This is a genomic window from Bifidobacterium olomucense (genome assembly GCF_012932375.1).
Taxonomy (GTDB): domain Bacteria; phylum Actinomycetota; class Actinomycetes; order Actinomycetales; family Bifidobacteriaceae; genus Bifidobacterium; species Bifidobacterium olomucense.
Genome location: NZ_JAAIIG010000001.1, coordinates 100,784 through 119,645, shown reverse-complemented (window position 1 = coordinate 119,645; position 18,862 = coordinate 100,784). Strand labels below are relative to the sequence as shown.

The window sequence follows — 18,862 nt, the reverse complement described above, 5'->3', positions numbered from 1 at the left end:
TTGGCGTCGGGCCGTTGCCATGCCCGCCGGGGAGAGAAGAAGGAAGAGAACCGGCGGGGTTCCGGCCGGATTGGCGTCTGGCCGGAAGAATCATCGCGGCGGAGAACGGTCCCCGCCGCTTCGGTCAGCCCACGGATTGCCCGCCGGGAACCGAATCCACGGTTTCGACGTCATCCGCGTCGGCATCCTCGGCATCGACGGGTTGCATCGTGCCGGAGTGGCGGCCGGCGGCGTTGTTCCCGCGCCTGAACCTGCGGGCGGCGACCAGTCCCACGCCGACGGCGAGCAGGGTGATCGCCGCCGCGATCACGCCCTGGACGGCGGCGCCGGTATGGGCGAGCCCGGTCCGGTAGCCGTTCCAGTCGTCGGTGTTGCTGACCACTTCGGTGTCGGGGCAGACGAGCCTGCTGTCGATCGTGACCGCATCATCAGGCGCGGACGTCTCGTCCTTGCCGTCGAACGGATCCGGGTCGGAGACGACGCATTCAACCAACGGCGTGCCGGTGACCGTGGCGCGGTCGGTGTGATGGCCGGTCACGCCCTTGAGGACGCCCTTGACCTCGACGCTCTCGCCGGGCTTGAGGATGCGGCTGTCCCAATCGGCGGGGTATTCGAGATCGGTCACCCGGCCGTCGCCGGCGACCAGCTGGTCCTTGAGGTTCAGGTCCTTGGTTCGGTACCATGCGCCCTGCTTGGTGTCGGGGTCGGTGGTGCTGGTGTTGGTGATGGTGAACACGATGCGCGTGTCGCCCTGCATGGCCAGCGCGTCCTTGACCTGGTCGCGGTCGCCGGCCGGCCAGCCGGAGGCCTCGTCCCATTTCTCGATCTTCAGGCTCGGGGTCATGTCGGGCGTGTGCGTCTCGACCTGGTTGGAAGGACGTTTGGTGCCGTTGATGGTTTCGTCGAACCGGTTGGCGATGTGTTCGCCGGTCTTGACGCGCTTGCACTGGATGAACGCGGTCCATGCCTGCTCGCTTTCGTCGTTGCCGCTGACGAGATCGAGCATGCGCTGGGTCGCGGTAACGGTGACCACGCCCTTGTCGTCCTGCGCGAGGGTGAACAGTTCGCCGCCGTACACACTGGCGTCGAAGCCGCTGCCGGCGATCTTCACGCCCTTGCGGGCGATCACCTTGCCCTGCTCGATCAGGTCGCGCATGGCGTATACGGCCCATTGGCCGGTGTACTGGTCATGCTCGGTGTCGAGCGGGTCGGTGATGCTCCAGTCGGTGACCTTCTGGTAGGCGCGGTGCGCGGGCAGCACGGAGCTGTCGAGGCGATAGAGGAACAGGCTGTTGAGGTACACGCTCCGCTTGTCGATGGATTCGCCGTCCACCTTCACGACCACGTCCTTGGACGGGTTGACGGGTTTGAGGGGGTTGGCGACCTCGTTGGTGTCCTTGCGGGTGTCGTTGACGACCTGCGTGGCCTTGTTCTTCACGATATGTCCGTCGGTGACCTTGATGACGGTCATCGGCAGGCTCACCTCGTAGCTCGTGCCCAGCATCGACTGGTCGATGGCCGGCTCCTTCAACGGGTCGTGGTCCTTCTTTTCGGCGTATTCCTTGAGGTTCTTGGGCTGGGGGTCGCCCTTGATGGTCTCGCCGGTGGCCGGCACCTTCGTGTCCGCGGTCTTGGCGTACACGTAGGCGACGCCGTCGATCGCCGCGATGTTGAACTTCGCGGTCACGTCCTTGCCGGTCGCGGTGTCGGTGACCTCGATGCGCTTGGCGTCGAGGGAGAGGTATTCGTCGTCCCAGTCGTCGGTCATGCCGAGCCTCCAGACCTTGTAGGCCTGGTTGGTCTGCTTGGCGTCGATGGTCACGCGGTAGTAGATCCGGTCGCCCAGCAGCGCGGTCTTGCCGTCGATGCTGATGGACGGGTCGGCCTGGGTGTCCTTCTTCACCGGCGTGAAGTCGGGCGGCTCGTTCCATACCTTGTTGCTCGGGGTGATCATGTTGTTCAGGGTCAGGGCCCACTGGTTGCCGATTTTGGTGTCCGTGGGCGCGTCCTTGGCGACCGTGCCCTCGAAGCGGACGATGATGCGCGGGTTCGCGCCGTTGCGCCAGTTGGTCTTCACGTACCCGTCGGAGAACACGAGGCGCACCGCGTGCTGCGCGTCGTTCCACTGGGTCTCGTACTCGGTTTTCGGGATGAACTTGCCGGTGGACAGGTCGGTGACCTCCAGGGTCTGCTTGTCCACTTCAAGATGCTCGTCATAGGTGTCGGTGACCGCCACCTCGCTGACCGAGTACGCGAGATTGCCGGGCAGGTGGGGCTGGGTCTCCAGACGGTATTCCAAGCGTTGGCCCGGGTAGACGACCCTGCCGTCCACGGACGCCTGGTCGCCTCCCTGCGAGGATTCGCCGACCACGTCCTTGACGACGGGCGGTATGTAGCCGCAGATCTTCGGCTCGTTCGTGGGGATGGTGTGCGTGTTGACGGTCTGGGAGCCCTTGTTCGTCAGCGCCTTGCCGTCCGGCGCGGTGCAGAACGACAGTTCGTCGCTCGCCTGCTTGCCGAAGTCGTCGCGCACCTGGCCCGCGCCCTTGCCGTTGGCGTAGGCCGCCTTGCCGGGAATGAGCAGCGTGACCTGCTTCGCGGTCTTCAGTCCCTTCAATCCCTCGCGGTAGGCTTGGCCGGCGGTGGCGGTCACCGTGGTGCCTTCCATCGTGATCGTCCACTGGCCGGTGACGTCCCTGCCGTGGTTGGCGATGTCGGTGACGCTGGACTCGCGATCGGTGCCGGCATCGGCCTCGTACACCTTGATCTTCGACTTGTCGTCGGCGTCGAACAGGTAGTCGGCGGCCGACCAGTCGTCCGTGAGCGTCAGGGTCTCCGGGGCCTGGATGAGGTTCTTGGCGATGGTGCCGTTGACCACCGAGGCGACCCGGTCCCCGTCCAGAAGCGTCATATCGTCGGCGCCGGTCCGGTTGGTCTCCTTCGGGTCGATGACCGCCTCCCACTGGCCCTTCGCGTTCAGGCGGATCCAGCTCTTGTCGGGATTCGGCCGCCACGTATCGAACTGTTTCGTTCCGGCGTCGGCCTCGGGCTCGTGGTTCCACTTGCCCCACGCATGGTCCTTGACCTGCTGGAAGTCGGAGGGCTTCGACACGGTCACGTCGAAGCTGAACTCGTAGACATGGTCCATGGGCATCTCGCCCTTGTCCGCCGAACGCGCGGCCGACACCGTGTTCGACGCCTTGTCCCAATTGATCTCGAACTCGCCGGAAACGTCGCGGTTGCCGTCGGTCCTGTCGATGAGCCTGTAGTTGTCCACGGAGTATTCGACGCCGTTGGGTTTGATTACGTCGCGGAAATGCATTTCGTAGCCGCCGCGGCCGGTGCCGTACGTGATGGTGGTGCGGTTCGTCATCCGGTCGGCGCTCACGCCGTCCTCGATCTTCTTGACCGGGGGTTCGGGCGGCACCGAGCTCACCTTCCAGGATTCGGCCGGGTCGCGGTCCGCGGTGTCCACGGCCGCCTGCATGCGGCCCTGCTTGGGTACCTGGATGTCGATCCAGTACGAGCCCTCGGCCCAGTATTTCATACCGAAATCCTTCGGCGAGGCGAGATTGTCGAGCTGGGTGTCGCCATTGCTGGAGAAACTGATCGGCTTGCTCACGCTCTTCGCGGGCAGGTAGGGGCCGTTCTCGTAATGGATGATCGCGGTGCCGTTCAACGTCTCCTTGATCGCTGAACCGCCGTTGTCTGCATGGATGACGTCGCCGATCGGGTCGGTGGAGCCGACCTGCATGTCGGTTTTCTGCTTGTGGCTGGTGGTCACGTTCAGCTTGTAATCGACCGGCGGCTGGTTCTGCGCCAGCACGATCACGCGGAACGAGGCGTTCGGGTTGGAGTTGATCGACTCCTGCGCCAGAGAGTCAACGCTGCGTGTGCCGAGCTTGTCCTTCCACGTGGTCGAAGTCGAGTACTTCTGGCCCTGATACGTGTAGTCGCCCTTCGCCTCGGCCTTCCACTGCGCCTCCCAACGGTTCTTCGCGTTCGAACTCACATAGCTGCCGTTGAACGAACCATCCGCCAATCGCACGTAGCCCACAGCCACCAGACGGCAGTCCGCGTTCCCCTCACCCGTATAGGAGCGTTGGCACTCATCGATCGCGTCGCTCAAAGTCTTGTTCATGTTCACGAACTGGTTCTGCCCGTTCGACAGATCGGACGACAGACGCACCTTTGCGTCACTCAACGCCGTCTTCATGCCATCCAGCGTGGCCGGCCACGAATCCTTGTAGATCCAATGCACATCAGCCGTCTGCGTCGGACCACCGCCGGAGCCGCCGCCGTCCTCACCGGAACCGCCGCCACCGTTATCGGCCAACGCGACCGGAACCAGGCAGGCCAGTAACGCCGCGGCGGCTGTGATTGACGCCACCACACCGGTGCTCTTCTTCCCGAACCTCATACGAAATCCTTTCCCACATACGACAGAAGCGCCTCTCTCCGGGAAAGGGAGGAGACGGGGACTCCAGAACCCGCCTCCTCCCGGGTCCCTGGAAGAAAAGCACGCCCGCAAGCCCGACGGCCGGCCGCCGGACCCCGAACGCACCATCAGCATCACCCCGCATCGAGCGATGCTGCGGCGGACATGTGACGAAGACCAGCAACCGTTCATAGACGAAACATGACGCGGATACTATATTTAGCGCATTGTTCTGCAGTGGATGCTAGATGCATTGAGTGTCCTACGCTTTTACGAAAGGCGATATATTCGCTACAATTAGCGATGTTAAAAGCCACTATTGCCTCTCACTGAAGCACACTAGGGTGGCATTTTTCTTATCGGAGGAACGATGAACGAAATGATACTCCACAGCTCCGCCACTGTCCGCAGCATCCGCCGAAATTGTAATCAATAATCTCGCTTCTTTCTGGAGAATATGTATTAGTCAAATTACATCCTCGTTCGTAATACGGTGAGCTTTGTTGATTATTGCGCAGAGCGCTGTAATCGCAAAAGCGAGACAGGTTCCGATTTCGATGACAATCGTCCAGCCTTTGGCTCCGCTGTTAGCAAAGCTGTTGGCAGCTATGGATCCAAGGACGATTGCCGCCACGATTGCGGCAACACCCGAGCTTCGTAGCAGTCCGATTAGCCCGCTGATGATGCTTATGCTGGCGGATAGGATAGCGACGCCAAAAGCTTCGATCAGCATACTTGCCAATGCTTGGAGCCGGAAACCGGCTCCGGTCAATAGGGCATAGGGAATTAGGGGCACCGACATGCCTATCCATGTGGCAAGGAATGTACCAAACCAGATTATCGCGTTTTTCACCAGAAACAATGGAGCTCGACCAAAGGGCCATGCATAAGTGATTACACGGCCTTCGCCGGAGTAGGCAGGAATAATAGTATGGGCGTAATGGGCGGCAGAGGCGATGACACAGCCGGCAGTGAGGACCGCACAAGTCACGGCCACCGTTAAGTCGGAAACCAGGAAATTGAGATGATCGACTCGGGTGACACCTACAATCCTGAAAAACAACAACGATAGCGAGCTGCCAATAAGAGAGGCGGTCAATAGAAAAAGGTAGAACTTATACGAGGTGAATTGTCGCTCGATACGGTAGACATCCAGCATAAAATATGATCCTTGGTCGTTTGTATTAGTTCTGCGTGTGACGGAAATAGTAGGATTCCAGATCGCTGATATCGTTCATGGCATTTTGCGCTTTAATAGAACCATGGTTGATGACTATGACCTGATCTCCGATGGCTTCCAGCTGGGCGAGCATGTGTGCGCTTACAATAACCGTGGCACCTCGTTCGTTTTCTTCTCGGATAATGCGGCGAAACAGCTTCATACCCGTGGGATCGAGTCCGTTCATTGGCTCATCCAAGAGCAGGAGCGTGGGATGATGTGCCAGAGCTGTTGCCAGCGCAAGGCGCATGCGGTTACCCATGGACAAGATATCGACCGGTAAATCCCCCATGGAAGTCAAGCCGACCCGTTCCAATGTGTTGTCGGGAGACCAGTCGCATCGCATAAATGCCAGATGTCTACGGAGGATGGCTTGTACGCTCATACCTCGCTCGAATACGGGGATGCCGATCAGCATGCCGATTTGGCTCAATAACATGTCGCGGTTCTCGGGGTTCATGATACGGCCAAGGACATTAACCTCGCCTCGATCGGGGGCAATCAGGCCACCCAGGGTTTTGAGCAGCGTGGTCTTACCAGCCCCGTTCGGACCAATCAAAGCGATGGTTTCTCCTGGATATGCGCTGAAGGATATGTCATTCAGGACCGGTTTTCCACTGATTGTTTTTGATACTCTATTGCAGTAGAGAGTTGCCGATAGTGATTTCATTTCATCTCCTTTTGGATAATCCCGCAAGACAGCCGGCCACACAGGCAAGACACCATGCGAAGACTACGAATAAATCAATTGAATGGCTCGTGTTGCTACCAGGGAATGCGGCATCGGTGAGCATCCGGTGCATCGGCACGAAGGGCATCCAATCATGAATGGTAAGAATTATTGATGGTAATTTGTCGGACGGGTATAAAATCGGGGCGAATAGCATTGTTGCTAGCATGATTAGCTGACCGACAACCGTTACTCCACCGCAAGGTAGCCATATAGCCAACATGTACCCCAATGACAGGTTCCCCAATGCGCAGAGAAGTAACATCATGACCAAATTTGGGGTCGCCATCTGTATGAGTCCAAATCGCGCTGCTGAGGCAACGACCCCGGCAACGACACCCGGAATGGACACCGCAATCCAGATAATGAAGTCAGCTATCAGGAGACAAATCCTCGGTACCGGCAAATTACGCTGATATTCAAGTAATCCTTCGGAAATGGATTCCGATAATAGCTGCGGAGCAATAGTACACCCCACCGCCACCAGACCAAGCTGCCATACACCTGCAGAGAGCTGCTCAGCCTGACTGGTAGTGAGACTTCCCATCATCAGAGTAAGACCGTATACGATTGCCAGCGCAAATACTGTCTGTACCATGGTGAAGGCGATAAATAGATATCTATGCCGTACAAAGCTCCATTTTAATAGAGAGGTAAGCATTCGCGTACCGCATATAAGCCGCGATTTATTCAGTCCACCCTCACTTATCATCGGACGTCGATTATCCTTTCATATGCTTCGCGCAACGTGCCGTGTTGCACCGAGAATGACAGTCCTGGTTCATCGCCCATCAGCATGTTCAGCCGGCTCAGTAGCATTTTGGCTTGTTCCGACGAGCAGACATAACGTAGCCGACCGCCCTCAGCCAGTACCGGAGTTGCAGCTAATTTCGTCAAAACCAAAGAGGGATCCGCAGTGTTGACTTCGATTCGTATAAGTTCGTCAATAGAAGTGAGTTGGCGTGGTGCCGCATTACATACGAGGCGACCGCAGTCAAAGATCAACAAGTTGTCGGCCACCGAACCTATCTCATCTAGATTGTGGGTCACTACAAGTATTGTTTTGCCTTGGTCGGCTTCCTGCCGGAGTATTTTCCATACTCTGCTGCGACGAATCGGATCCACATCGTTGGTTGGTTCGTCCAGCAGTATTACCGAAGCCTGCTGGACGAGAGCCATCCCCAAAGAGACTAGGCGTCTGCAGCCACCGGATAGATTCTCTCCTGCGACATGCGAATATTGCTCAATGTCCAGACGACCCAAAAAGTCATTCGTTAGGCGAACCGCACAACGACGAGATATGCCACGCATGCCGGCTGCGCAGCACAAAGCCTCGACAGGAGTGACCCCGCGCAAAGGGACATGTGGCTGCGGCATATACGCGCATAGACGTCTTAGGTCGGCTGCATGGGATATTTCTCTTCCGGAAAAAAGTATGGCTCCAGAAGTCGGTTTCACTGATCCGCAAAGCGAACCGAGTAACGTGGTCTTACCTGCACCATTATGTCCCAGAACACCTGTAAGTGTACCCTTGGGCAATGAAAAACTGACGTTCCGCAGCGCCCATACGTCGGAAGAGAATCTCCCGAACCGCTTATTTAAATCTCGCACGGATAAACTACAGTATTGCTCCATTTCCACCTTCCTATCGTTTACGCTTCAAGTAAGCCAATAGTCAAAACAATGGGCCATTGCCATATCATGAAGAGATCCGTTGCATATCCAAATAATCTGAGTATGACCGATAAAAGATGTTCACTATTGTTGGAGGGTTTGTTAAAAAATAGAGGCTTATCTAAAGCTAAAACAATCAGTAATCTTCCATCACGGATTGCATGAAACCCCAATTGCCATACCATTCTTAGGCAAACTGTTGAAGCCGCTGATGCAGCATATGCATTATCGAAAATAATCTGAACCGCAAATAAAGCCGAGAGAAGCACTGAGTCAAATATCAGCCCGGCAGAGATTGCTTCAATGCGCCGAATGCGCGGCCAAGCCCAGACGTGATTTAGATTAGTGCTTATCACACGATGCAACATTTGCGCAGAAACAGTCCACGAACGACCGAAAACCATATGGCCAAATTCATGGATTGCCGTAGAAACTACGCCTACTACCGCAATCAACAGTATGTCAATCAGAATGGATTCATGGGGTACCAGCCACCATCTCCCTGAGGGGAATCCATAACGAAAGAAATAATAAATGTTCAGCATGGATGATAGGGCTAATGATATCCACAAAAAAAATCTCATGCAAAACCATATTTTTCCTTTGCCTGGAGTCGGTTCCGGCAATGGTATATTAAATCCGTCAATTGTTTGCGCGATTTTCTTTGCTTCAAATTGACTTTTGCAGTGAGCAGAAGACAGGATTACCGGCGACTGGTTTCCATTGCCAATAATCCATTGGCCGGAAGAATTTTTTCGGCAATACACATCTACACCTTTTCCTCAAAAGTGAACTCAGACACCTTCCCCGTAATATTTGAATGCTTCCCAATCGTCATATGATCCATTACCGCAAGTTGGACATTCATCGTATCTAGGCCATGCGGGATGGGGAAAACTCGTGTAATTGGGGTAGTCAATTTCCAACTGCAGTCCCAAACTGCGAGGTTTCTCATAGTTTGTAATAAGACGTACTGCCTCATCTACCATAACCGATGTAATCAGCCAAATGGTTGGGGCAAATGCAATGGTAGGAGATTTAAAGCCGGAAGATTGGAAACCTCGAAACTGTTTAACGAATCGTGAATCATTCTTCGTGTAATATAGATGTAAGCAGTCGAAGCAACCCGTTTTTCGTGGGACAATCGTGAATACTCGCCCATGCGTCATCTGAGTTGCACCGAAAACACAAGGTACGTTGGCTTCTACTATTGCTTTATTCACGCGCCGCTGCGCTAGGAATGGCGGTTCGTCAACAGCGCAGATCACCAAGTCATTTCCCGGAATCAAAGTCGATACATCTTCAGAGGATTCTATCTTCCGATTGATGGCTTTAATTTCCATTTCGGAATTCATCGCATGTAAAGCTTCGGCCGCCGCTTCTACTTTAGGGCGTCCAATATCCGACTCGCGATACAACAATTGACGGCCAAGATTGTTTTCCTCAACATTGTCATAGTCAACAATGGTGACACCTGCGATTCCTAGACCAGACAATAATGTCAAAATATTGGAACCTCCTCCCCCTAATCCGAGAAGAAGTATTCGACTTTGCCGCAGTTTATTCTGCATCTGAGCCGCGGACTCTGTACTTGCGCCAGGGAAACAAGAAAAATAAGTAGCATTTGCCATATAACGCGGGGCGGTAGCAGTGTCTTCGAACATCTCGTCTATATATCCCAGCTTATCCAAATCCAAAAGGCCTTTTTCGATGTCTTCCTCGGATAATCTTGGATGCATATCCTTCATTCTCTTCACGATTGTTTGCCACTCTGAACCATCAAGAGACTGAACTAAATCCCACATTTCGCATTTCGGATCAGTAAATTCGGAAGTTGTTCCTAATTGTGCACCAATTCGGAATACTGAGTTGTCAAGCCTATATATCGGCAAGGTTTTTTTAATGACGGGACGATCAAAATGCATATAGAAACCCCTTTGTAAATTAATGAGATAAATAAAGGCGGTGACGATATTAAACCGTCACCGCAATAGAGCTACTCTCAGAAGAGGATCCACCAAGAAGTCGCTTCGACGGTCTCGGCGCGTTCGATCTCAACGTCCATATTGCACCTCCTTATCGCTGTGGGGGGGCTAGCTCCGACAGTTTCCTCTCTTTGCTCTGCTCCCCGGACTGTTGTTCCCGTCCATTTGAGCGGGTATTCGTTAGGTTACGGAGAGTCTCGCCATGAGCCAAGGTCTCATCCTCGAAAATGAGGATTATCCGCTGCTGACAGGCCGTCGATGTACCTTGGCAGGCCTTGGCAGATGATGGGATGGCAAGCGTGGCCTTGCTATCTGCATCGATGTCAACAGCCATCTGTGATGTTTCTAGGGGCATATCGGGCGTCAACGTGTTTTGCGCCCGCGTCCTTCTCGCTTTAGCACATGTGCCGATTCCCGGATGGGGAACCGCACTACGAAATTTGGCCTATACATCAAGAGGCGCCGTGAAATCGGTCGCCGGCTTAGACCGAACTCGTGTAGCTGTCGAGGCGGCCATTGGAGAGAACATGTATCATATGCGTGTCAGACTTCCGCTGACCCTTGGACGTCCGTTCCTGTTTCGCCACATTTAGGGGGATTCATGAGATCTTCACCGACGCTCTTGATCATGGATAACGACCGGCTGGCATTGCGATTGCTCTCAGTCAGCCTCAGACGGCTACTCCCCGGTTACACAGTTCTTGCCCCAGTCGATACTGGCGCTGAGGCCATAGCCGTCTGTACTTCGCATCACTGTCCGGATCTGTTGTTGGCTGATGTCTCCATGTCTGATATCAACGGATTGGTGGTGTGCCGGACGATTAGAAAAGAGAGTTGGAAGACATCCATACTCATGATGACATCATTCAGTGTCGCTGAATATGCTGCAGAAGCGGTGGTTTCGGGAGCTCAGGGAATCATACATAAGGACAATCCGAAAACAATCGCCGCGGCTTTGCTTCAGATAAAGGAAACAGGAATCTGTTCTGACCGTTTTCTGAATGCTCATGATTCGTTTTTGCGGCTGAAGTCAGGGAAGAACAAGGATTTATCCCCTCGCGAGATAGAAATCGTTGATCGCTGGTCGCGAGGAAAATCAATGTCTGACATAGCGGAGGAATTGTCAATCAGCCAGACCACGGTTCGGACCCATCTTGAGCACGCCGCGTCCAAGTTGGAGGTAACGAACAATCGTGCGTTAATTTCCGCCTGGATGCATCTCAATCGCTGATGAGGCTTTATGAATACAGTGTTTACGTTTTCGTCAAGAGCAATCCGGCGCTATGTAGCGCATCCCTGCTTGTCTCTTCTGTCATTGTTAGGGTTGTCTCTTGCCCTGATGGAGATAATCCAAATCGGTCCCATGCCTCTTCTGCCGGCAATGCTCTACGGAGTGCTTGCGGTTTCCTTTGTCCTTCTTCCTGCCATTGGAGGCCAAGCATGCTGGGCCATCATTGTTGCGGGTTCCGCAATCTCCATCTCCCTCACTCAAGACAGTCCCTTCGTTATCAGTGGCATGCTCATTGCTCTCGGCATTCTTGCATTCTCTGGAACCTGGCTTGAGTGGCTGCTTGCAATGCTGATCTGTTCCTGTACGTATATCGTGCGAAGCATTATACTAGACAATTTTAATGTTTTCGTTTCCATGTCAGTTACAGTCATGTTCTTAGCTAGTTTGCTTGCCGGCAGATTGGTAGCGCTCCGGCAACAGGCCTTTATCAGAGAAGAGCAGCGGCTGAAACTTCAGATCGAACTTCAGCAGCTTGATTATATGAGGCAAAAGAACCGTCTTGCGATACAGATACATGATTCTTTAACCAATAATCTTTCGGATATCTCATTAATGGCCCGGATTCATACCGATGAAAACATGTCTCACAACGACGATTGGAAAATCGTTCTCGAACATAGCCAAGAGGCGTTCATGCAAGTGCATGACATCATAGATATCCTCTCATCGGAAGATAAGGATACGAAATCAGAAACGACATTTATGGTTGAACTGCGCGATTTAATAGATGCAAGATGCGGTCATCTTCATGCGTTGGGGTATGACGGGGATGCGACCATCGAAGGATTTTGCATTAAAACTACGCCAGAAGAAAAGGAAGAAGCACTATCTCTGATAAAAGAGCTATGCAATAACATACAACGTCACAGTTCGCCGCACGAGGGCTCGTTCGAGTTGCTTGTCAGGTTATCACCTTCGTCAATGGAAATTAGCGAGATGAATGATATTACAGCTGGGCCGAAGCTGACCGTATGCGAGCAATCAGGAAGAGGCCTTTTGCTGCACTCAAAAAGAATACAAGAACTGGGAGGTGAACTTAACTATAGAAGTGATGATGGCCTATGGGTGTTCTACTCCAAAATTCCACTGAACGATCCAGAGACAACAAAGCCTACGACCAAGTGCAGTGGGAACTTCAAAAAAGAGTCAACGAACTAATTTATTATATAGATGAGATTTCCGCATTGCGAATACAACAATCAAAATGAATAAATGACATTTATTTCTCCTGCAAGGATTGAAGATAACCATGATACCGGATCCTTTTCATGACCAGCAACCGAAAACTTGACCTGATAGATTAACGTTTTGCTGCCACCTTGCGCCAACCCATCCCGGCCCCCATCGGTCTGACCGAGAGGCAATGCTCGAAATCACAGGAATTGAGAAGAGAGCAACGCGGACACTAGTTGTTGAAAAGTCTCGGCCCGAACCGTTCATAAATATTTCACAGATGCCGCGACCATGTGTCGCCCTTTACGAGAGAACGATTTTCGTATCATTCCGGATTTTAGTGGCATTGAAACCACGCTGTCGCATGAACTCACCCTTTTGGAGCATCGCCCACTTTTTGTATAGAAATTGTGAGAACATAGACCATCTTCTTTTTACCGAAAGTCTGCACGCGTTTCCCTCAGGAGTTTATTTCCAATGTAAGCCGGTAATCGCGGAGACCGAGGTGCCTCCTCTATGGACACGGGTAGATAAGATACTGTCGTTGATCAGTGACGCGGGAATATACCGACCGGTTTCCTCACCGTCACGCATCCTTTGATGGCCAAGCCCCAACGACCACATCGTCTGTCCCATGAAAATGACGATGTCACTCTTGGCGGATTCGACCACATGAGTCGCCGTATCTAATCCGCTAAACACCTCCGCGGCGATCGCGACTTTTGCTCTCGTCCGTTCACGGCGTTTCTGTATGGTGACATTCCGGTCGCTGTAGCGATGAGAGTAATCGACCCGTGCATAGGTAAAATCGTCGGAAACGATATCGTCATAGAACAGTTCTTGCGGCGCAAGACGATGTTTACCGGCATCCCAGTAGTAATCGAACCCGCACAAGTGCGCGAACTTTGCTTTAGGGAAGACGATTTCGATATCGTCGCGATTGTCGCAGGAGACCACGAGGACGCCGGAACGCATGAGACGTCCATAGGCGGTACGGGCATCACCGGCTATGGACCGAATCCATTCGCGTTTCTCGGCGCTTAGATTTACCACCACGGTCTCCTCTGATACAGAGAGGAGGGGATGGAAGCTGGCTTCCATCCCCTCCCAGGGTCTCATGCCATCTGCAAGGCAATCCATCCCGTCTTCACGTGATGGTGACACGGCCTTCCGCATTCCAGCGGTTTCGCCCGGCCAGTAGACTACACCTTCCTAACGGTTCAAGGCTTACGCCCGCGAAGGTATCCGGCAGTGACCTAGCAAGCCAACTCCGCCAACCCGACCGGACGGCAAGTCGGTTGGGGAAGGCCTCATTAAGCTTGTTGCTATGCATAATAACCGATACGGTCCGACAATCCTAACCAACGTATGTTGATTTTGCGTAGAGCACAGGCGATGTCAACGGTGGATGACGACATGGGCCACGATGATGCCGATTATGGAGATAGCGGCGAGGATAGCCAGTCTGGTTTCGCGGCGTTCCTTGGCTGCCATGTCGGCCTGTCGGTTGGCCAGGGCTTCGGCTTCGGCGGCGACGCCGCTGGCGGCGATGGCAGCGATATGCGCGCTCATCTGGTCTTCGAGCGCGGAATCCTCGCTCGTGCCGTCGAAGATTTCTTCGTCTTCGTTATGGCTGTCGTTCATGGTTCTGCTCCGTTCCTGATTGTTGGATTGTTTGCTTTCCCGATTGTTGGCTTGCTTGATTGCTTGCATGTCCGATTGACTGCATGCAGTCAAGTTTGATTGTTTGATTGCCTGCATGCGGGCTTGTCTGCTTGTCAGCTTTCGTTTTGCCCGGCGAGGATGGACATGCGTGCGGCGATGAGCGCGTGGCGCGCGATCGCCAGGTAGAGCTGGTGGCCCTCGCCGTCGCCCCAGAACCGGTCGAACTGTTCGGTCGGCATCATGCTGGCGGGGTCGAACCCGTTCCACACGCCGCCGCAGAACACCTTCGCCGCCGCGTTCACCTCCTCGTCGGACGGCACGCCCGGATGCCCCTCCGCGGCGTCCGCGGCCGCGCGCATCTGCGCGCCGAACACGCGGGCCTGCAACGGCGAGAGCGTGTACGCCAGTCCCGCCGTGGAGCCCGCGGGGAATCCCGTGTTCACGCCGAGGGTGATGACGTGAGACTCCTCTCCGATGCTGATCCGGTCGCCGAGCACGGAGACCTCCATCGAATAATCCATAGTGTCTCCTTTCCGCAGACGCGCCGGCTTGCCGGATCGCGTCCGCATGTTTGACTGCCTGAATGTTTGGTTGTTGGCTTGTTTGCTTGCTGGATTGCCTGATTGTCGGATTGCCTGATTGTCGGATTGCCTGATTGTCGGATTGCCTGATTGTCGGATTGCCTGATTGTTTGATTGTCTGACGGGTTACGGCTCGTCGCCGCCGTCGAGCCGGTCGAGCTCACGTTCGATGGCGTCTCGCAGGAGCTGCTGCATGGGCAGGTCGTGCGCGGCGGCCGTGGTCTTGAGCCGGGTCTTGAGCGATACGGGTATGCGCAATGAGAGCATGACCAACGGTTCGCCCGTGGCCTTGGAGGTCTTGTTCTGCTGGCGCAGCACGTCGTCGAACGGCACCGGTCGTGCCAGTGGCTGGTAGTTGCCCTGCATGGTCTCACGCCTGCTTTCCGGTGATCTGCTGGAGTTCGGTGACGAGGTCGCGGTATTCGCCCAGCTGATGCGGGTTGGTGCCGAGCGAACGCTTGTAGGACTGGGCCTTCGGCACGATTGTGTCGAACCGGGGAGTGTCCATGGCGTTGAGGGCATCCATGGTGTCGCGGAACGCCTTCGTGTTGCGTTCGGCCTTGACCAGCAGCAGCGCAGCGGGCGTGCTCATCCTGGCCATGTCGAGGGTGCTCCATGCCTGCTGGAGGTCCATGGGCGAGTCCGACGCCGGCACGATCACGAAGTCTGCCGCCTTGATGGCCATGTCCAGGGTCGGCCCCTGCGGCGGCGCGTCGATGATCGCCCATTCGTCCGGGTCGGCTCCCGCGGCGAGCTGGCGGAGCGTGGCCTGGTTGGCAGGCAGTACATCGAACGTCAGCGGGTCCGCGGTCTGTTCCGCGGCTGCGGCCCACAGGCTCGCGCTGGACTGCGGGTCCGCGTCGTACACGACGGCCCTGCCGCCCCTGGAAACGATGACCGAGGCGATGTAGATGCTGGACGTGGTCTTCGCGACCCCGCCCTTGGCGTTGGCTATGGCGATGCGCATTCGTTCTTCTCCTTTGCGACTGCCGGCGATCACGCGAACCCGGTCAGTCGATTGCCTGATTGTCTGCTTGCTGGATTGCTTGGATTCCTGCTTGTTTGAATGTTTGATTGCCTGACGGCTCATGCGGGGCGGGGCGATCGGCCGTCCTGCCCCGTGCGCGCAGGCGTCGCTGCTGGCGTTCGGCGCTGGCCTCGCCGGTGGCTTCGTCGAACACGTTCCGGTGGGCGCGTATCCAGTCCGTGAGCAGCCGCCAGCGTTGCGGCCACGGCAGGCCGCGGTCCCGGCAGGGGACGCCGTCGGCTTCGGCCATGCGCGCGATCCTGCGCCGGTCGGTGCACACCTTGCCGCCGTACACTCCCCATTCGAGTCCGCCGCTGGCCGCGTAGGCCAGGCATTCGGCGCGTACCGGGCATCGTTCGCACACGGCCTTGGCGACCGAGTGGAACGCCTTCGCGTCGCCGGGACGGTGCTCGAACTCCAGCGACCACAGGTAGTCGGACCATGGTTGCGGGAAGTCGCGGCATTCGCCGGCCTTCTTCCACGCCTCAAGACGTTGCCCGTCCCCACTCATGGCCGCACCGCCTCCTCCGGCGCAACGGCTTTCGCCTTGCGGTGCCCGGCGACGTCGTGGGTGGCGTGGTTGCGTTTGTCGTACGCGCATACCGGGCACGCCTCCTGCGAGATGGCGCCTTCGATGTGTTCCTGGCACAGCGAGGTGCGCAGCAGCGCCGCCCCGTAGATCGGCACGCGGCTTGCGGACGACGAGCTGACCGGTATCGCCCGGTTGGGGTCCTTGACGACCGGCAGCGGGGCGTCTGGCGCCCGCTTGCCCGTCGGATCGGGATGGGTGAGCATTTCCAGTCGCAGCTGCACGTAGTTCGCGGCGAACCTGGCGCCGCTGGTGAGCCGGGGCAGCCAGTAGCGGTTGCGGTACGCCCAGTCCATCGTCGCGACGATCTCGCCGTAGGGGCGATCGATCAGCAGCGAGTGGATGGCCTTGCGGTCGGCCATGGTCGCCGGAACGTCGAACCTCTGGTCCACGGCGAGCATGCGCCGGCGGATGCCGTCGAGCACGCGCACCTCCTGGCCTGCGCGTTCCGTGACCGGCTCGGGCAGCTTGCCGGGTTCGGGCACCCATAGCGGGTTCCTGCAGCCCCTGGGAGGCAGGGCCTTGCTGCCCCAATCGGTCGCCGGAACGGGTTCGGTCTTCGTGGAGGTTTGTTCGGCGTTGAGGGGAGCATCCCCGAAGGGGATGAGGGGAGAATTGTTTATCACTTGTCTATTGGGTGACTTTCTGTCCAAGATTCCGGGACAATTTGTCCTCGGCTCCACGCCCTTCGGTTCGGGTGACAATCCGTCGGGTGACAAATTGTCCTTGTCTGGATCCGGCTTGCCGTCGCCTTCCGCCAGCGCGTCCAGATTCCTGGGCTTCTCCTCGATGTTCTCGGCGGCGTGGTCGCCGTCCATGACGACGTCCCACACGCGCGAGCGGTGTCCCTTGGCGATCGGCTTGCGCGTGCGCGGGTTGCGCGCCGACATCTCCTGGTCGCCGGGCCTGATGTAGCCCTTGCGCTCCAACTCCTGCAACGAACGGATCACGGTGCGCTCACAGCACCCGCAGTTGAACGCGATGGTCTCCACGCTCGGCCACGCGGCGGCGCCATCGTCGTAGTAGGCGCGGCGGGCCAGGTACACCAGCACGAACTTGGTGATGCCCTTGACGTCGTCGCGCTCCCATGCCCAGTTCTCGGCTTTGCTGCTCATCGTTCGACCTTCCCGCCGTCATGCTCCGGGTTCGCTTCGCGGCGTTCGCGCAGCCTCGCGCCGATGTCGTCGCCCAGACGGGCGGCGCGGCACAACGCATACGAGAGAACGCCGCCGGACACGCACACGGCGGCAACGACCAGCCACCACATGGTTCGGCCGGTATCGGGGAAACGGTCCGCAGACGCGCGCCTCAGCGGCGCGAGCCCCGGGACGGGTGGGCGAGCATGGACAGCACATGCGCCTTCGCGATGCGCAGATCGACTTTGCCGCCGGCCCGCGTCGTCCGCCGCGCGGCGTCGCGCTGGCGATTAGGCTCGAAGACGGATGCCGGGCGAATGCCGGCGGTATTGGTAGAATCGGTCATGGCGATGACCCTCCTTCGGGGAATCGGAACGACGGGCGTCTGATCTTGGCGGATATGCGCGCCCGCGGCTCCATGGTTGTTGCCGTTCAATCCCCGCGCCGGGTTCCAGCCGGTCCGGGGATTCTCGTTTCGGGTTTCCACCCGCCATCCGTGAGATAGGCGTCGATGCCGAGCACATACCCAGGGGACAGGTTTCGGTGAATGGCCAGCCAGATCAGGTCGGACTGCTGCCACGGTATCGAGCCGTTGACCTTTCCCGCGACCGAGGATTTGGACGTACCCATCTCCCTCGCGAGGTCTCGGCAGCTCAGACCCGCCGCCGTCATATAGCGACGCATCGGAGAATCCATTATTTTTGCCGTCAGTCTATTCACAATAGACAATATATCAAGAAACTTGCACAGCAGCAAATCATTGTTGTAGGATTATGTCCATCGATATTGGACAACTCCAATCTGAAAGGACTTGATATGGCAAAAATCGAACCGTCGTCCGAATCCAATGGACTCGGCGACTACCTGCAGAGGGTATTCATCTGGAACGTCAACATGCAGCTGACCGGCCGCGGGATGACCCAGCAGTCACTTTGCGCGGCACTGGGGCTGAAGAGGGGCGCCGTGTCCGCGAAGATGACCGGCAAGACCTCCTGGACCATCCAGGATATCGCCGCAGTGGCGGAATTCTTCAACGTTCCCCCGCTCTCCCTGCTGGATGCGTCGATGTACGAGCAGATGATGCGCGGAATGAGCAGTGACGGAGGTGCATCTTTGGTGGCAGTGGCCACCGCCGGGTTTCCTGTGCGAGCAACTGAAGGCCAAGCTGGCGGCCTGAAACCGTTGGAAACAAAAGGCTCCGGGCCACGATACCTCGTGGAACCCGGAGCCGGCGAGTACCCCCAGAGAGAGTCGAACTCTCGTTGTCAGATTGAAAGTCTGGTGTCCTAACCGTTAGACGATGGGGGCGGACAACTCGTGTAACTATACGGGAGTGAACCACAGTACGCAAATC

Annotated in this window: 19 protein-coding genes, 1 tRNA gene and 1 pseudogene; 3 read left to right on the top strand and 18 right to left on the bottom strand. The window is 56.5% G+C overall.

The genetic code is table 11. The features are described 5' to 3' along the window. Positions 1 to 124 precede the first annotated feature (124 nt). The 7 genes from G1C97_RS00570 to G1C97_RS00540 form a co-directional block, all read right to left on the bottom strand. The gene (locus tag G1C97_RS00570; protein WP_169240050.1) at positions 125 to 4,420 is read right to left on the bottom strand and encodes an LPXTG cell wall anchor domain-containing protein; all 4,296 of its coding nucleotides are present in this window, start codon (positions 4,418 to 4,420) and stop codon (positions 125 to 127) included. A gap of 484 nt (positions 4,421 to 4,904) precedes the next feature. Continuing rightward, positions 4,905 to 5,597 (bottom strand): export protein, encoded by a 693-nt coding sequence (locus G1C97_RS00565; RefSeq protein WP_169240049.1) that lies wholly within the window; start codon positions 5,595 to 5,597, stop codon positions 4,905 to 4,907. A 25-nt stretch (positions 5,598 to 5,622) separates the two neighbouring features. Then, complete coding sequence (locus tag G1C97_RS00560; protein ID WP_169240048.1) at positions 5,623 to 6,327, bottom strand: ABC transporter ATP-binding protein; 705 nt, start codon at positions 6,325 to 6,327, stop codon at positions 5,623 to 5,625. A gap of 1 nt (position 6,328) precedes the next feature. Then, positions 6,329 to 7,048: an ABC transporter permease gene (locus tag G1C97_RS00555; RefSeq protein WP_240950928.1), complete on the bottom strand. Its 720-nt coding sequence runs from the start codon at positions 7,046 to 7,048 to the stop codon at positions 6,329 to 6,331. A gap of 47 nt (positions 7,049 to 7,095) precedes the next feature. Next, positions 7,096 to 8,022: an ABC transporter ATP-binding protein gene (locus G1C97_RS00550; RefSeq protein ID WP_240950961.1), complete on the bottom strand. Its 927-nt coding sequence runs from the start codon at positions 8,020 to 8,022 to the stop codon at positions 7,096 to 7,098. A 17-nt stretch (positions 8,023 to 8,039) separates the two neighbouring features. Continuing rightward, positions 8,040 to 8,828: a hypothetical protein gene (locus G1C97_RS00545; RefSeq protein WP_169240045.1), complete on the bottom strand. Its 789-nt coding sequence runs from the start codon at positions 8,826 to 8,828 to the stop codon at positions 8,040 to 8,042. A 27-nt stretch (positions 8,829 to 8,855) separates the two neighbouring features. Then, positions 8,856 to 9,986, bottom strand: coding sequence for a ThiF family adenylyltransferase (locus G1C97_RS00540; RefSeq protein ID WP_169240044.1), 1,131 nt, complete (start codon positions 9,984 to 9,986; stop codon positions 8,856 to 8,858). 688 nt (positions 9,987 to 10,674) lie between these two features. Between G1C97_RS00540 and G1C97_RS00535 the strand changes: the two genes are divergently transcribed. Together G1C97_RS00535 and G1C97_RS00530 are read left to right on the top strand one after the other, a co-directional pair. Next, complete coding sequence (locus G1C97_RS00535) at positions 10,675 to 11,277, top strand: response regulator (protein ID WP_169240286.1); 603 nt, start codon at positions 10,675 to 10,677, stop codon at positions 11,275 to 11,277. Between the two features lie 9 nt (positions 11,278 to 11,286). Further along, a complete protein-coding gene (locus G1C97_RS00530; protein WP_169240043.1) occupies positions 11,287 to 12,495 on the top strand; it encodes a sensor histidine kinase in 1,209 nt (402 codons plus the stop codon). Between the two features lie 483 nt (positions 12,496 to 12,978). On the opposite strand, the gene G1C97_RS00525 is transcribed toward G1C97_RS00530, so the two are convergent. From G1C97_RS00525 to G1C97_RS00480, 10 genes are all read right to left on the bottom strand, one after another. Then, entirely contained in the window at positions 12,979 to 13,611 is a 633-nt protein-coding gene (locus tag G1C97_RS00525) for a hypothetical protein (protein ID WP_169240042.1), read from the bottom strand. Between the two features lie 297 nt (positions 13,612 to 13,908). Continuing rightward, the gene (locus tag G1C97_RS00520; RefSeq protein ID WP_240950927.1) at positions 13,909 to 14,154 is read right to left on the bottom strand and encodes a hypothetical protein; all 246 of its coding nucleotides are present in this window, start codon (positions 14,152 to 14,154) and stop codon (positions 13,909 to 13,911) included. A gap of 134 nt (positions 14,155 to 14,288) precedes the next feature. Further along, the gene (locus G1C97_RS00515) at positions 14,289 to 14,744 is read right to left on the bottom strand and encodes a transcriptional regulator (RefSeq protein WP_240950926.1); all 456 of its coding nucleotides are present in this window, start codon (positions 14,742 to 14,744) and stop codon (positions 14,289 to 14,291) included. Positions 14,745 to 14,882: 138 nt separating this feature from the next. Further along, positions 14,883 to 15,122, bottom strand: coding sequence for a hypothetical protein (locus G1C97_RS00510; RefSeq protein WP_169240040.1), 240 nt, complete (start codon positions 15,120 to 15,122; stop codon positions 14,883 to 14,885). Positions 15,123 to 15,126: 4 nt separating this feature from the next. Then, positions 15,127 to 15,846, bottom strand: a complete 720-nt coding sequence (locus G1C97_RS00505; RefSeq protein WP_417852189.1) for an AAA family ATPase — start codon at positions 15,844 to 15,846, stop codon at positions 15,127 to 15,129. Continuing rightward, positions 15,767 to 16,294 (bottom strand): WhiB family transcriptional regulator, encoded by a 528-nt coding sequence (locus tag G1C97_RS00500; RefSeq protein ID WP_169240039.1) that lies wholly within the window; start codon positions 16,292 to 16,294, stop codon positions 15,767 to 15,769. Before G1C97_RS00500 ends, G1C97_RS00505 begins: the two co-directional genes overlap by 80 nt. Continuing rightward, positions 16,291 to 17,487, bottom strand: coding sequence for a helix-turn-helix domain-containing protein (locus G1C97_RS00495; RefSeq protein WP_169240038.1), 1,197 nt, complete (start codon positions 17,485 to 17,487; stop codon positions 16,291 to 16,293). Before G1C97_RS00495 ends, G1C97_RS00500 begins: the two co-directional genes overlap by 4 nt. Beyond that, the gene (locus G1C97_RS00490) at positions 17,484 to 17,639 is read right to left on the bottom strand and encodes a hypothetical protein (RefSeq protein WP_169240037.1); all 156 of its coding nucleotides are present in this window, start codon (positions 17,637 to 17,639) and stop codon (positions 17,484 to 17,486) included. The genes G1C97_RS00495 and G1C97_RS00490 overlap by 4 nt, the downstream gene beginning before the upstream one ends. 41 nt (positions 17,640 to 17,680) lie before the next feature. Further along, on the bottom strand, positions 17,681 to 17,854 hold the full coding sequence (locus G1C97_RS00485; protein WP_165775776.1) for a hypothetical protein: 174 nt from the start codon (positions 17,852 to 17,854) through the stop codon (positions 17,681 to 17,683). Between the two features lie 86 nt (positions 17,855 to 17,940). Then, positions 17,941 to 18,192: a helix-turn-helix domain-containing protein gene (locus G1C97_RS00480; protein WP_223847824.1), complete on the bottom strand. Its 252-nt coding sequence runs from the start codon at positions 18,190 to 18,192 to the stop codon at positions 17,941 to 17,943. Between the two features lie 132 nt (positions 18,193 to 18,324). Here G1C97_RS00480 and G1C97_RS12450 point away from each other — a divergent pair. Next, positions 18,325 to 18,582: pseudogene (locus tag G1C97_RS12450) on the top strand (helix-turn-helix domain-containing protein); the annotation flags it as partial. 162 nt (positions 18,583 to 18,744) lie between these two features. Here the strand turns inward: G1C97_RS12450 and G1C97_RS00470 are convergent. Further along, positions 18,745 to 18,816: transfer RNA gene (locus G1C97_RS00470), tRNA-Glu, on the bottom strand. Between the last annotated feature and the right edge of the window lie 46 nt (positions 18,817 to 18,862).